The sequence below is a fragment of the Micromonospora sp. NPDC093244 genome (assembly GCF_040683695.1).
In the GTDB taxonomy this organism is placed as follows: Bacteria; Actinomycetota; Actinomycetes; order Mycobacteriales; family Micromonosporaceae; genus Micromonospora.
Genome location: NZ_JBFBEO010000002.1, coordinates 1,223,876 through 1,236,666, shown reverse-complemented (window position 1 = coordinate 1,236,666; position 12,791 = coordinate 1,223,876). Strand labels below are relative to the sequence as shown.

Below are 12,791 nucleotides of genomic sequence, written 5' to 3'. Positions count from 1 at the left end.
TACACTCGTCCCGTCTGGCTTGTGAAGCATTTCACGAGCGTGCGGGAGGAGGCGCGAATGACCGCGGTGGAACATGACGCCGACGTCATCGTCGTGGGCGCCGGTCCCGGTGGATCGGCGACGGCGTACCACCTGGCCCGGCATGGCGTACGGGTGCTGCTGTTGGAGAAGACCGAGTTTCCCCGGGAGAAGGTCTGCGGCGACGGGTTGACCCCGCGCGCCGTGCGCCAGCTCGTCCGGATGGGTGTGGACACCTCACCCGAGGCCGGCTGGCTGCACAACAAGGGCCTGCGGGTCATCGGCGGCGGCGTACGCCTGGAACTGGACTGGCCGGAGCTGGCGAGCTTCCCCAACTACGGCCTCGTCCGCACCCGACTGGACTTCGACGACCTGCTCGCCCAGCGGGCGGTGGCCGCCGGCGCCAAGCTGCGTACCAACGTCAACGTGCTGGGCCCCGTGCTCGACGGTGACGGCCGGGTGACGGGGGTCGAGGCGGAGGTGGGTCCCGGCAAGGAGCCGACGACCTTCCACGCGCCGCTCGTCGTGGCGGCCGACGGGGTCTCCGGTCGGTTCCCGCTCGCGCTGGGGCTGGCCAAGCGGGAGGACCGGCCGATCGGCGTGGCCGTCCGCCGCTACTACCGCTCGCCGGTCAAGCACGACGACAACTACCTGGAGTCGTGGCTGGAGCTGCGCAGCAAGGACAGCGGCGACAACCTGCTGCCCGGGTACGGCTGGATCTTCGGGCTCGGTGACGGACGGGTGAACGTCGGCCTCGGCGTGCTCAACTCGTCCTCCGCGTTCGGCAAGACCAACTACCGCCGGCTGCTCACCGACTGGCTCGCCAACACCCCCGCCGACTGGGGGATGACCGACGAGACAAACGCCGACGGCCCGATCCTCGGCGCCGCTCTGCCGATGGGCTTCAACCGGGTGCCGCACTACACCCGCGGCGTCATGCTTGTCGGCGACTCCGGCGGCATGGTCAACCCGTTCAACGGCGAGGGCATCGCGTACGCGATGGAGTCCGGCGAACTGGCGGCGGAGGTCGCGGTGCAGGCCCTCGCGCGGCCGGCCGGGCCGGAGCGCGAGCGGGCGCTGATGGCGTACCCGAACGAGCTGAAGGCCCGCCTCGGCGGCTACTACCGACTCGGCGGCATTTTCGTGAAGCTGATCGGCCGTCCGGAGATCATGCGGATCGCCACCAAACACGGCATGCCCCACCCGACGCTGATGCGTTTCGTACTCAAGCTGTTGGCCAATCTGACCGACCCGCGTGGCGGGGACGCGATGGACCGGGTCATCAACGCGATGACGAAGGCCGCGCCAGCTGTGTAAGTAGGACGGCATCGGTGCTGGTCACAGCACCGATGCCGACAAAGATCGACCCCCGCCGGCAGCCACCGCGAGGGACGTGAATAGTGTGATTTTCGTCAAGCACCGAGGGCAGGGAAGGACGAGCAGGAGAAAACGATGTCGCTCTCGCCTTACGCACCGATCATCGGGCTGTTCGCCCTCGCCGCGGCGTTCTCGCTGTTCTCCGTTGGCGCCGCCCGCTTCGCCGGTCCACGTCGTTACAACAAGGCCAAACTCGAGGCTTACGAGTGCGGCATCGAGCCCAGCCCCCAGCCGGTCGGCGGTGGGCGGTTCCCGATCAAGTTCTACCTGACGGCGATGCTCTTCATCGTCTTCGACATCGAGATCATCTTCCTCTACCCCTGGGCGGTCTCGTTCGACGCCCTGCCGATCTTCGGCTTCGTGGAGATGGTCCTGTTCATCGTCGCGGTCTTCGTCGCGTACGCCTACGTGTGGCGTCGCGGCGGCCTGGACTGGGACTGAGGAAGGAACGTCAGATGGGCATCGAGGAGAAGCTTCCCGCCGGCGTCCTGCTCACCTCGGTGGAGAAGCTGGTCAACTGGTCCCGGAAGTCGTCCGTGTGGGGCGCCACCTTCGGCCTGGCCTGCTGCGCCATCGAGATGATGGCCGCCGGTGGTCCGCACTACGACATGGGTCGCTGGGGCATGGAGGTCTTCCGGGCCTCGCCCCGGCAGGCCGACCTGATGATCGTCGCCGGCCGGGTGAGTCAGAAGATGGCCCCGGTGCTGCGGCAGATCTACGACCAGATGGCCGAGCCCCGCTGGGTGCTCTCGATGGGCGTCTGCGCCAGCAGCGGCGGCATGTTCAACAACTACGCGATCGTGCAGGGCGTCGACCACGTGGTGCCGGTCGACATGTACCTGCCCGGCTGCCCGCCCCGCCCCGAGATGCTCATCGACGCGATCCTCAAGCTCCGCGAGAAGATCATGTACGAGCCGCTCGGCCCGAACGGCCGCAAGATGCTTGCGGCCCGGCAGGAGCGCGGCGACGTCCCGGTCGTCCCCTACGGCTCCATGCCGTCCTCGTACCGCAACGACAAGGCCCGGCGTGCCGAGTGGACCAAGGCGGTCCGTGAGGGGCGCGAGGAGCAGTTGCGGATCGAGAACTGGATGAATGCCCAGAACCACCTCCACCCGCACGGGGGACCCAGGTGAGCGCGAGGAGTGCAGCGAAGCGGAGCCCCGCAGTCGCGAACGGAGGGCAGGCTCGGTGACCGCACCCAACGACAGGAACAACGACGGCGGGGTGCCCCTGCCGGTGGTGCCGGCCGGCGCCAGCGGCACCGCCCCGGCCGAGTACCCGCCGGCCAGCCCGGCCGGCCGGGGGATGTTCGGCAACCAGGGCTCCGGTGACGTGTCCGGCTACGGCGGCCTGGTCCGTCCGCGCCAGCCGATCGAGGAGGCCGCCCGCCCGTACGGCGGCTACTTCGACGAGGTGCGCGACGCCCTCGAAGAGGCGTACCCGGCCTTCGGCGACGCGATCGAGAAGGTGGTCGTCGACCGGGGTGAGCTGACCCTGCACGTACGCCCCGAGCGGATCGCCGAGGTCTGCCAGGTGATGCGCGACGACATGGCGCTGCGCTTCGAGCTGTGCTCCTCGGTGTCCGGGGTGGACTACCTCGGCGCCGACGAGCGTCGCCTGCACGTGATCTACCAGCTCACCTCGATGACCTACCGGCGTCGGGTGCGACTGGAGGCCGCGGTCTCCGTCGAAGCCCCGCACCTGCCCAGCGTGACGGCGGTCTACCCGACCGCGGACTGGCAGGAGCGGGAGGCGTACGACATGTTCGGCATCGTCTTCGACGGCCACCCCAACCTGACCCGGGTCCTCATGCCGGACGACTGGGAGGGCCACCCGCAGCGCAAGGACTACCCGCTCGGCGGCGTTCCCGTCGAGTACAAGGGCGCGGAAATCCCACCGCCGGACCGTAGGAGGTCCTACCAGTGAGCGCGAGGAGTGAGCTTGCGAGCCCCAGCCGCCCGCGGGAGGAGCGAGCGCAGCGAGCCCCGCAGTCGCGGGCAGAGGTTCGCGCAGTCGCGAACGGAGGACGGGCACTGTGACCACGTCGAACTACGCGACCGAGCGCGAGACCACCGAGGGTCGCGTCTTCACAGTCACCGGCGGTGACTGGGACACGATCGTCTCGGGCACCGACCCGATCAACGACGAGCGCATCGTCGTCAACATGGGTCCGCAGCACCCGTCCACGCACGGCGTACTGCGGCTGATCCTGGAGCTGGAGGGCGAGACGGTCCGCGAGGCCCGTTCCGTCGTCGGCTACCTGCACACAGGCATCGAGAAGAACCTCGAGTACCGCAACTGGGTGCAGGGTTCGACGTTCGTGACCCGGATGGACTACCTCGCGCCGATCTTCAACGAGACGGCGTACGCCCTCGCGGTCGAGAAGCTGCTCGGGATCACCGACGACATCACCGAGCGGGCCACCACCATCCGCGTGCTGATGATGGAGCTCAACCGGATCTCGTCGCACCTGGTCTGGCTGGCCACCACCGGCATGGAGCTGGGCGCGATCTCGATCATGCTGTACGGCTTCCGGGAGCGGGAGTACATCCTCGACATCTTCGAGACCATCACCGGCCTGCGGATGAACCACGCGTACGTCCGGCCGGGCGGTGTCGCGCAGGACGTGCCGGACGAGGCGATCGTCAAGATCCGCGAGTTCCTCAAGATGATGCCGAAGAAGCTCAAGGAGTACGAGGACCTGCTCTCCGGCCAGCCGATCTGGCTGGAGCGTACGAAGAACGTGGCGGTTCTCGACGTGACCGGCTGCGTGGCGCTCGGCGTCACCGGCCCGGTGCTGCGCTCCGCCGGCCTCGCCTGGGACCTGCGCAAGACGATGCCGTACTGCGGCTACGAGACGTACGAGTTCGACGTGCCGACCCACCCCGACGGTGACGTGTGGGGTCGCTACCAGGTGCGCCTCGCCGAGATCCGCGAGTCGATGAAGCTTGTCGAGCAGGCACTGGACCGGTTGAAGCCGGGCCCGGTGATGGTCGCCGACCGCAAGATCGCGTGGCCGGCGCAGCTGGCCATCGGCGTGGACGGCATGGGCAACTCGCTGGAGCACGTCGCGAAGATCATGGGTCAGTCGATGGAGTCGCTGATCCACCACTTCAAGCTCGTCACCGAGGGCTTCCGGGTCCCGCCCGGCCAGGTGTACGTCGGCATCGAGTCGCCGCGCGGCGAGTTGGGCGTGCACGCGGTCTCCGACGGTGGCACGCGGCCGTACCGGGTGCACTACCGGGAGCCGAGCTTCGTCAATCTCCAGGCCCTCCCGGCGATGGCCGAGGGCGGCCTGATCGCCGACGTGATCGCCGGTGGCGCCTCGCTGGACCCCGTGATGGGTGGTTGTGACCGATGACGACTTTCACCGACGAGACGCGGGAGCGGGCGCGCGAGATCATCGCCCGTTACCCGGCGGACCGGTCCCGCTCGGCGCTGCTGCCGCTGCTGCACCTGGTCCAGGCCGAGGAGGGGTACGTCTCCCCGGCCGGCGTGGCGTTCTGCGCCGAGGTGCTCGGGCTGAACAAGGCCCAGGTGGGCGCCGTGGCCACCTTCTACACCATGTACAAGCGCAAGCCGACAGGTGACTTCCTGGTAAGCGTCTGCACCAACACGATGTGCAACGTGCTCGGTGGCCAGGAGGTCTACGACACGCTCTCCGAGCACCTGGGCGTCGGGCACGACGAGACCACCGCCGACGGCACGATCACGCTTGAGCACGCCGAGTGCCTGGCGGCGTGCGACTACGGCCCGGTGATGACAGTCAACTACGACTTCTTCGACGGGGTCGACCCGTCGACGGCTGTCGGAGTGGTCGACGAGCTGCGCGCGGGCGGGCGGCCGATGCCGACCCGTGGCGCGCGGCTCTGCACGCTCAAGGAGATGGCGGTGCAGCTCGCCGGTTTCGCCGACGAGCGCGACGGCGCGGTCGCCGACGGCGGGCCGGGCGAGCCCACCCTGCGCGGACTGCGGCTGGCCCAGCAGCACGGCGTCTCGGTGCCGGGCTTCGACCCGAACACCCCGATCCGCAGCAAGGCCGAGGCCGACAAGGCCGCCGCCGAGGCGAAGGCGAAGGCGGAGGCCGCCAAGCCGGCGCCCGCCGAGGCCAGCGCGGCTCCGGTCAAGGGCGGCGACGGAGCGTCCGCCCCGACGGGCGCGGCAGGCGTCGCCGAGCCGGCGAAGCCGGAGTCCGTGACGGGCAGCACCGCTCCGGACGTGAAGGCGCCTGACGACAAGTCGCCGCAGGTGCGTACCGCCGAGACCCGGCAACCGGACGCGGACACCGCAGTTCCGGACGCACCAGGCACCAAGGTTCCGACGGAGACCTCGCCGCCGGCCTCGCGCGACGCGCGGGAGGCGGAGGCCGCCGGCGCGGCGGCCAACGCGCCCGCCGGCGACGGGAAGCCCGCCGGTGACTCCACCGGCGCGCAGGAGCGCAACCTCAACGAAGCGTCGGCGGGCACCGATGGCGCGAACTCCGCCGGCGCGAACGAAACGGGGGCCCAGAAGTGACCACTCCCCGACCGGAGACGTTGGCCAAGCTGACGCCGGTGCTGACCAAGCGCTGGCTGTCGCCGGACGCCTGGCGGATCGGCACCTACGAGCAGCTCGACGGCTACGCCGCGCTGCGCAAGGCGCTCAAGGCCCACCCGGACGACCTGATCCAGCTGATCAAGGACTCCGGGCTGCGCGGCCGTGGCGGCGCGGGCTTCCCCACCGGACTCAAGTGGGGCTTCATCCCGCAGGGCGACGGCAAGCCGCACTACCTGGTGGTAAACGCCGACGAGGGCGAGCCGGGCACGTGCAAGGACCTGCCGCTGATGACCCACGACCCGCACGCGCTCGTCGAGGGCGTCATCATCGCCTCGTACGCGATCCGGGCCAGCCGCGCCTACATCTACATCCGGGGCGAGGCGGTGCACGCCGCGCGCCGACTGCGCAACGCGGTCCAGGAGGCGTACGACAAGGGCTACCTCGGCCGGAACATCCTGCGCAGCGGCTACGACCTGGAGCTGGTGGTGCACTCCGGCGCCGGGGCGTACATCTGCGGCGAGGAGACGGCGCTGCTGGACTCGCTCGAAGGGTTCCGGGGTCAGCCCCGGCTGCGCCCGCCGTTCCCGGCCACCCACGGCCTGTACGCCAGCCCGACGGTGGTGAACAACGTCGGCACCATCGCCAGCGTGCCGCCGATCGTGCTCGGTGGCGCCGACTGGTGGAAGAGCATGGGCACCGAGAAGTCCTCCGGGCCGATGATCTACTCGCTGTCCGGCCGGGTCGCGAACCCCGGCCAGTACGAGTGCTCGATGGGTGTCACGCTGCGCGAGCTGCTGGAGCTGGCCGGCGGGATGCAGCCCGGTCACAACCTGCGGTTCTGGACGCCCGGTGGATCGTCGACGCCGCTGCTCGCCGCCGAGCACCTCGACGTGCCACTGGACTTCGAGGGGGTGGCGGCGGCCGGCTCGATCCTGGGCACCACCGCCACCCAGATCTTCTCCGACCAGGACTGCCCGGTCTACGCGACGTACCGGTGGCTGGAGTTCTACCACCACGAGTCGTGCGGCAAGTGCACCCCGTGCCGCGAGGGCAACTACTGGATGGTCCGGGTCTACCGGCGGATCCTCGCCGGTCAGGGCACCCACGAGGACCTGGACACCCTTCTGGACACCTGCGACAACATCCTCGGTCGTTCGTTCTGCGGCCTCGGTGACGGCGCGACCAGCTCGGTGACCTCGTCGCTGAAGTACTTCAAGCAGGACTACCTCGACTACATCGAGGGTCGGACCGCACCCAAGCTGTCGGAGAAGACCCTGGTAGGGGCGCACTGATGACCGACGTAGCCAAGCAGACCGAGACCGTCACCCTCACCATCGACGGCGTCGAGGTCACCGCGCCCAAGGGGACCCTGCTGATCCGGGTCGCCGAGCAGATGGGCACCGAGATCCCCCGGTTCTGCGACCACCCGCTGCTGGCCCCGGCCGGCGCGTGCCGCCAGTGCCTGGTCGAGGTGGAGGGGCAGCGCAAGCCGGTCGCCTCCTGCACCCAGACCGTCGCCGACGGCATGGTCGTGCGTACGCAGCTCACCTCCCCGGTCGCCAAGAAGGCGCAGGAGGGGGTGATGGAGCTGCTGCTGCTCAACCACCCGCTGGACTGCCCGATGTGCGACAAGGGCGGCGAGTGCCCGCTGCAGAACCAGGCGATGTCCACCGGCCGCACCGACTCGCGCTTCCACGAGCACAAGCGGGAGTACGAGAAGCCGATGGCGATCAGCAGCCAGGTGCTGCTGGACCGCGAGCGTTGCGTGCTCTGCCAGCGGTGCACCCGGTTCTCCGAGGAGATCGCCGGCGACAAGTTCATCGACCTGATGGGCCGGTCGTCCGCCGAGGAGATCAACATCTACCGGGACGACGCGTACGGCGAGGAGGGCGACGCCGGGGACGTCCCGTTCAACTCCTACTTCTCCGGCAACACCGTGCAGATCTGCCCGGTGGGTGCGTTGACCGGCGCCCAGTACCGCTTCCGGGCCCGCCCGTTCGACCTGGTGTCCAGCCCGAGCGTCTGCGAGCACTGCTCCGCCGGCTGCGGGCAGCGCACCGACTGGCGGCGCGGCAAGGTGCTGCGCCGGCTGGCCGGCGACGAGCCGGAGGTCAACGAGGAGTGGAACTGCGACAAGGGCCGCTGGGGCTTCCAGTACACCCGCGCCACCGACCGGCTGACCAACCCGCTGGTCCGCGACGAGCGCACCGGTGAGCTGCGGGAGGCGTCCTGGAGTGAGGCGCTCACCGTGGCCGCCGAGGGGCTGCACGCGGCCCGCGAGGGCGGGCAGGGCGCGGCGGTGCTCACCGGCGGCCGGCTGACCGTCGAGGACGCCTACGCGTACGCGAAGTTCGCCCGGGTGGCACTGAACACCAACGACATCGACTTCCGGGCCCGACCGGTCTCCCGCGAGGAGGCCGACTTCCTGGCCAGCTCGGTCGCCGGCGTCACCGACGTGACCTACACCGACGTGGAGAACGCGCCGGCGGTGGTGCTCGTCGGCCTGGAGCCGGAGGAGGAGTGCCCCATCCTCTTCCTGCGACTGCGCAAGGCGTACCTGAAGAAGACCCTGACGGTGTACGCGCTGGCGCCGTTCGCGACCCGCGGCCTGGAGAAGCTCGGCGCCAAGCTGGCCCGGGTGGTGCCCGGCGAGGAGGCAAGCGTGCTCGCCGAGCACGCCACGGTCGCCGAGGCGCTCAGCGCCCCGGGCGCGATCCTGATCGTCGGCGAGCGGCTGGCGAGCGTCCCCGGTGGGCTCTCCGCCGCGGCGAACGTGGCCCGGCGTACCGGCGCGAAGCTGGCCTGGGTGCCGCGACGCGCGGGTGACCGTGGCGCGGTCGACGCGGGCTGCCTGCCGAACCTGCTGCCCGGTGGCCGGCTGGTCACCGAGCCGGCCGCGCGGGCCGAGCTGGGCGAGGCGTGGGACATCCCGGCCGGGGTGATCCCGAGCCAGGCCGGTCGGGACACCGACCAGATCCTGGCGGCCGCGGCCAACGGCCAGCTCGGCGCCCTGGTGGTGGGCGGTGTCGACCCGGCCGACCTGGCGGACCCTCGGCTCGCCGAGGCCGCCCTGGACGCGGTGCCGTTCCTGGTCAGCCTGGAGCTGCGCGCCAGCGCGGTGACCCGGCGGGCGAACGTGGTGCTGCCGGTCGCGCCGGTGGTCGAGAAGGCCGGCAGCTTCCTGGACTGGGAGGGCCGGCTGCGTCCGTTCGAGGCGGTGCTGAACACCGCCGCGATGACCGACGGTCGGGTGCTCGACGCGCTGGCCGCGCTGCTCGACGTGCGGCTCGGCACCGCAGACGTGCCGAGTGTGCGTCGGGAGCTGGGCTCGCTGCCGGCCAGCCGTACGTCCCGGCCGGCTCCCCCGTCGGTGTCGCCGGGCAAGGTGCCCCACCCGGGCGCCGGGGAGGCCGTACTGGCCACCTGGCACCAGCTTGTCGACCTGGGCAGCCTGACCGACGGCGACGAGCACCTCGCCGGCACCGCCCGCCCGCCGGTCGTCCGGCTGGGCAAGGGCACCGCCGAGGCGCTCGGCGTGGCCGACGGCGACGCGGTCACCGTCGGTACCGACCGGGGCGCGCTCACCCTGCCGGCCGAGCTCACCGAGATGCCGGACGGCGTGGTCTGGTTGCCGACCAACTCTCCCGGTTCGACCGTGCGACGCAGCCTCGGGGCGACGTCCGGCGCGGTCGTCCGGATCTCCGTCCCCGCACCGAGCGCGGCCGTACCGGCCGGGCGGGTGGCGGCCGACGAGACCGGTCTGCCGGGTCCGCTCCTCAACACCGGGGGTGCCCAGTGAGTCCGTCAATCCTGGCCCAGGACCCGACGCTTGCCGACTTCGGCAGGGATCCGTGGTGGCTGGTCCTCGGCAAGATCGTCTTCGCGTTCGCGTTCGGTCTGCTGGCCACCCTGCTCGGTGTCTGGTTCGAGCGGCGCGTGGTGGGCTACATGCAGGTGCGGCCCGGCCCCAACCAGGTCGGCCCGTTCGGTCTGCTGCAGACCCTCGCCGACGGCCTGAAGATGGCCTTCAAGGAGGACATCCTGCCGAAGGCGGCCGACAAGGTCGTCTACTTCTTCGCGCCGACCATCTCGGTGATCTGCGCGGTCACCGCGCTGTCGGTGGTGCCGTTCGGCCCGATGGTGAGCATCGCCGGTCACCACACGCCGTTGCAGGTCACCGACGTGCCGGTGGCGGTGCTGCTGCTGCTGGCCTGCTCCTCGATGGGCGTCTACGGCATCGTGCTGGGCGGTTGGGCCTCCGGCTCGACGTACCCGCTGCTGGGCGGTCTGCGGTCCAGCGCCCAGATGATCTCGTACGAGGTCGCGATGGGACTGAGCATCGTGGCGGTCTTCATGACCGCCGGCACGATGAGCACCAGCGGGATCGTCGCCGCTCAGGGCGACGCCACCCAGCTGAGCGTCTTCGGCACCGAGATCCCGGCGCCGGGCTGGTACGCGATCCTGCTGCTGCCCAGCTTCATCATCTTCTTCATCGCCACGGTGGGTGAGACCAACCGGGCGCCGTTCGACCTCCCCGAGGCCGAGTCCGAGCTGGTCGCCGGCTTCATGACCGAGTACAGCTCGCTGAAGTTCGCACTCTTCATGCTCAGCGAGTACGTCGCGATGGTGACCATGTCCGCGGTCACCACCACGCTGTTCCTCGGCGGTTGGCGGGCACCGTGGCCGATCACCCTGTGGGAGGGCGCCAACTCCGGTTGGTGGCCGATGCTGTGGTTCTTCGGCAAGGTGATCGCGCTGGTCTTCGTGTTCGTGTGGCTGCGCGGCACGCTGCCCCGGCTGCGCTACGACCAGTTCATGCGCTTCGGCTGGAAGGTGCTGCTGCCGATCAACCTGGTGTGGATCCTGGTCCTGTCGGGCCTGCGCTCCATCGAGGACTGGGACTCGCGCAGCAAGCTCATCGCGGTCGGCATCCCGGCCGGCGTGCTGCTGATCGCCACGCTGTTCTGGCCCAACCGCCGGCCGCAGCCGAAGCCGACCACGCAGGAACAGGTCGACAACCGGCCGTACGGGAGCTTCCCGCTGCCACCGATGGATCTACAGGTACCACCGAGCCCGCGTATCACGCGCGTGGTCGCCGAGCGGGAGCCGGCGAACATCGTCGCCGGCTCGGACTCCAGGGAGGTGTGACGTGGGCGCGATCACCGGAACGTTCAAGGGATTCGGTGTCACCTTCTCGCACATGTTCAGGAAGGTCGTCACGACCGACTACCCGTTCAAGCCGCCGGTGTCGGCGCCGCGCTACCACGGGCGGCACATCCTCAACCGGCACCCGGACGGGCTGGAGAAGTGCATCGGCTGCGAGCTGTGCGCCTGGGCCTGCCCGGCGGACGCCATCTACGTCGAGGGCGGCGACAACACCGACGAGCAGCGCTTCTCGCCTGGTGAGCGGTACGCCAGCACCTACCAGATCAACTACGCGCGGTGCATCTTCTGTGGGCTCTGCATCGAGGCCTGCCCGACCCGTTCGCTCACGATGAGCAACGAGTACGAGCTGGCCCGGGACAACCGGCAGGACCTGATCTTCACGAAGGAGCAGCTGCTCGCGCCGCTTCTCGAGGGCATGGAGCAGCCGCCGCACCCGATGCGCCTGGGCGACAGCGAGAAGGACTACTACGTCGGCGCGCTCGACAACCCGGGCACCTCCGCCGGTGCCGAGACGTCCCCGATGGGCCCCGGCCGCTACCAGGTCGAGGAGCACCCCGGTGTGACGTTCCCGGGTGCCGAGCAGGCCGCCCAGCGCGCGGCGGCCGGCAAGGGAGAGGGAGCATGACCACGTCTACGGTGCTGGCCGCGGCGGGCGGGGTGTCCGGCGGCGAGGAGGTCACCTTCTGGATCCTCGCGCCGCTCGCCCTGATCGGCGCGATCGGGATGGTGGCCGCCCGCAATGCCGTGCACTCGGCGCTCTGGCTGGTGCTCACCATGCTCTGCCTGGGCGTGTTCTACGTGCTCCAGGCCGGGCCGTTCATCGGCATGGTGCAGATCATCGTCTACACCGGCGCGATCATGATGCTCTTCCTGTTCGTGCTGATGCTTGTCGGCCGGGACTCCACGGACTCGCTTATCGAGACGCTGCGCGGCCAGCGGGTCGCCGCGATCGTGCTCGGCCTGGGCTTCGCCGGCCTGGTCGGCGGGGCGCTCTACCGGGCGCTGGAGGGCACCACCGCGGTCGGCCTGGAGCAGGCCAACGCGGAGGGCAACGTGCAGGGCATCGCCCGGCTGCTCTTCACCAAGTACGTCTTCGCGTTCGAGCTGACCTCGGCGCTGCTCATCACCGCGGCGGTCGGCGCCATGGTGCTCGCGCACATCGAGCGGCGCAAGCAGGACAAGATCGATCAGCCGTCGACCATGAAGGCCCGCTTCGCGCCGGGCAACTACCCCGGCCCCAAGCCGGGCCCCGGCGTCTTCGCGACCTCCTCCTCGGTGGCCACCCCGGCGCGGCTGCCGGACGGGCGGCTCACCGACCGGAGCACGCCGGACATCCTGCCGGTGCGGGAGCTGACCGCGCAGGAGACCACCCTGAAGGGGACGGACCAATGACACCTGACTACTACCTGGTGTTGGCCGCGGTGCTGTTCACCATCGGCGCCGCCGGGGTGCTCGTCCGGCGCAACGCGATAGTGCTCTTCATGTGCGTGGAGCTGATGCTCAACGCGGCCAACCTGACCCTTGTCACCTTCAGCCGGATCAACGGTGACCTGAACGGTCAGATCATGGCGTTCTTCGTGATGGTGGTGGCCGCGGCCGAGGTCGTGGTCGGGCTCGCGATCATCATGTCGATCTTCCGTACTCGACGCTCCGCGAGCGTCGACGACGCCAACCTGCTCAAGTACTAAGGGGCA

The 12,791-nt window shown here is 70.1% G+C and carries 12 protein-coding genes; all 12 read left to right on the top strand.

What is annotated here, in order from left to right; all coding sequences use genetic code 11:
* The first annotated feature begins 57 nt into the window (after nucleotides 1–57).
* The 12 genes from AB0N27_RS15925 (at nucleotide 58) to nuoK (ending at nucleotide 12,785) form a co-directional block, all read left to right on the top strand.
* Nucleotides 58–1,335, top strand: coding sequence for a geranylgeranyl reductase family protein (locus tag AB0N27_RS15925; protein ID WP_364369231.1), 1,278 nt, complete (start codon nucleotides 58–60; stop codon nucleotides 1,333–1,335).
* A gap of 135 nt (nucleotides 1,336–1,470) precedes the next feature.
* Entirely contained in the window at nucleotides 1,471–1,836 is a 366-nt protein-coding gene (locus AB0N27_RS15920; RefSeq protein WP_007454588.1) for an NADH-quinone oxidoreductase subunit A, read from the top strand.
* A gap of 14 nt (nucleotides 1,837–1,850) precedes the next feature.
* Entirely contained in the window at nucleotides 1,851–2,528 is a 678-nt protein-coding gene (locus AB0N27_RS15915) for an NADH-quinone oxidoreductase subunit B family protein (RefSeq protein ID WP_364369227.1), read from the top strand.
* Nucleotides 2,529–2,583: 55 nt separating this feature from the next.
* Entirely contained in the window at nucleotides 2,584–3,321 is a 738-nt protein-coding gene (locus tag AB0N27_RS15910) for an NADH-quinone oxidoreductase subunit C (protein WP_364369224.1), read from the top strand.
* Nucleotides 3,322–3,430: 109 nt separating this feature from the next.
* Nucleotides 3,431–4,756 carry an NADH-quinone oxidoreductase subunit D gene (locus tag AB0N27_RS15905; RefSeq protein WP_139585187.1) on the top strand — a complete coding sequence of 442 codons (1,326 nt, stop codon included), beginning with the start codon at nucleotides 3,431–3,433 and terminating at the stop codon, nucleotides 4,754–4,756.
* The gene (nuoE, locus tag AB0N27_RS15900) at nucleotides 4,753–5,910 is read left to right on the top strand and encodes an NADH-quinone oxidoreductase subunit NuoE (RefSeq protein ID WP_364369220.1); all 1,158 of its coding nucleotides are present in this window, start codon (nucleotides 4,753–4,755) and stop codon (nucleotides 5,908–5,910) included. Before AB0N27_RS15905 ends, nuoE begins: the two co-directional genes overlap by 4 nt.
* Complete coding sequence (nuoF, locus tag AB0N27_RS15895) at nucleotides 5,907–7,223, top strand: NADH-quinone oxidoreductase subunit NuoF (RefSeq protein WP_139585189.1); 1,317 nt, start codon at nucleotides 5,907–5,909, stop codon at nucleotides 7,221–7,223. Before nuoE ends, nuoF begins: the two co-directional genes overlap by 4 nt.
* Nucleotides 7,223–9,730 carry an NADH-quinone oxidoreductase subunit G gene (locus tag AB0N27_RS15890; protein ID WP_364369216.1) on the top strand — a complete coding sequence of 836 codons (2,508 nt, stop codon included), beginning with the start codon at nucleotides 7,223–7,225 and terminating at the stop codon, nucleotides 9,728–9,730. Before nuoF ends, AB0N27_RS15890 begins: the two co-directional genes overlap by 1 nt.
* The gene (gene nuoH, locus AB0N27_RS15885; protein WP_364369213.1) at nucleotides 9,727–11,079 is read left to right on the top strand and encodes an NADH-quinone oxidoreductase subunit NuoH; all 1,353 of its coding nucleotides are present in this window, start codon (nucleotides 9,727–9,729) and stop codon (nucleotides 11,077–11,079) included. The genes AB0N27_RS15890 and nuoH overlap by 4 nt, the downstream gene beginning before the upstream one ends.
* A gap of 1 nt (nucleotide 11,080) precedes the next feature.
* Nucleotides 11,081–11,722 (top strand): NADH-quinone oxidoreductase subunit NuoI, encoded by a 642-nt coding sequence (gene nuoI, locus AB0N27_RS15880; RefSeq protein WP_007454597.1) that lies wholly within the window; start codon nucleotides 11,081–11,083, stop codon nucleotides 11,720–11,722.
* A complete protein-coding gene (locus AB0N27_RS15875) occupies nucleotides 11,719–12,489 on the top strand; it encodes an NADH-quinone oxidoreductase subunit J (protein WP_364369210.1) in 771 nt (256 codons plus the stop codon). The genes nuoI and AB0N27_RS15875 overlap by 4 nt, the downstream gene beginning before the upstream one ends.
* Nucleotides 12,486–12,785: an NADH-quinone oxidoreductase subunit NuoK gene (nuoK, locus tag AB0N27_RS15870; RefSeq protein ID WP_030486270.1), complete on the top strand. Its 300-nt coding sequence runs from the start codon at nucleotides 12,486–12,488 to the stop codon at nucleotides 12,783–12,785. The genes AB0N27_RS15875 and nuoK overlap by 4 nt, the downstream gene beginning before the upstream one ends.
* The last annotated feature ends 6 nt before the right edge of the window (nucleotides 12,786–12,791 follow it).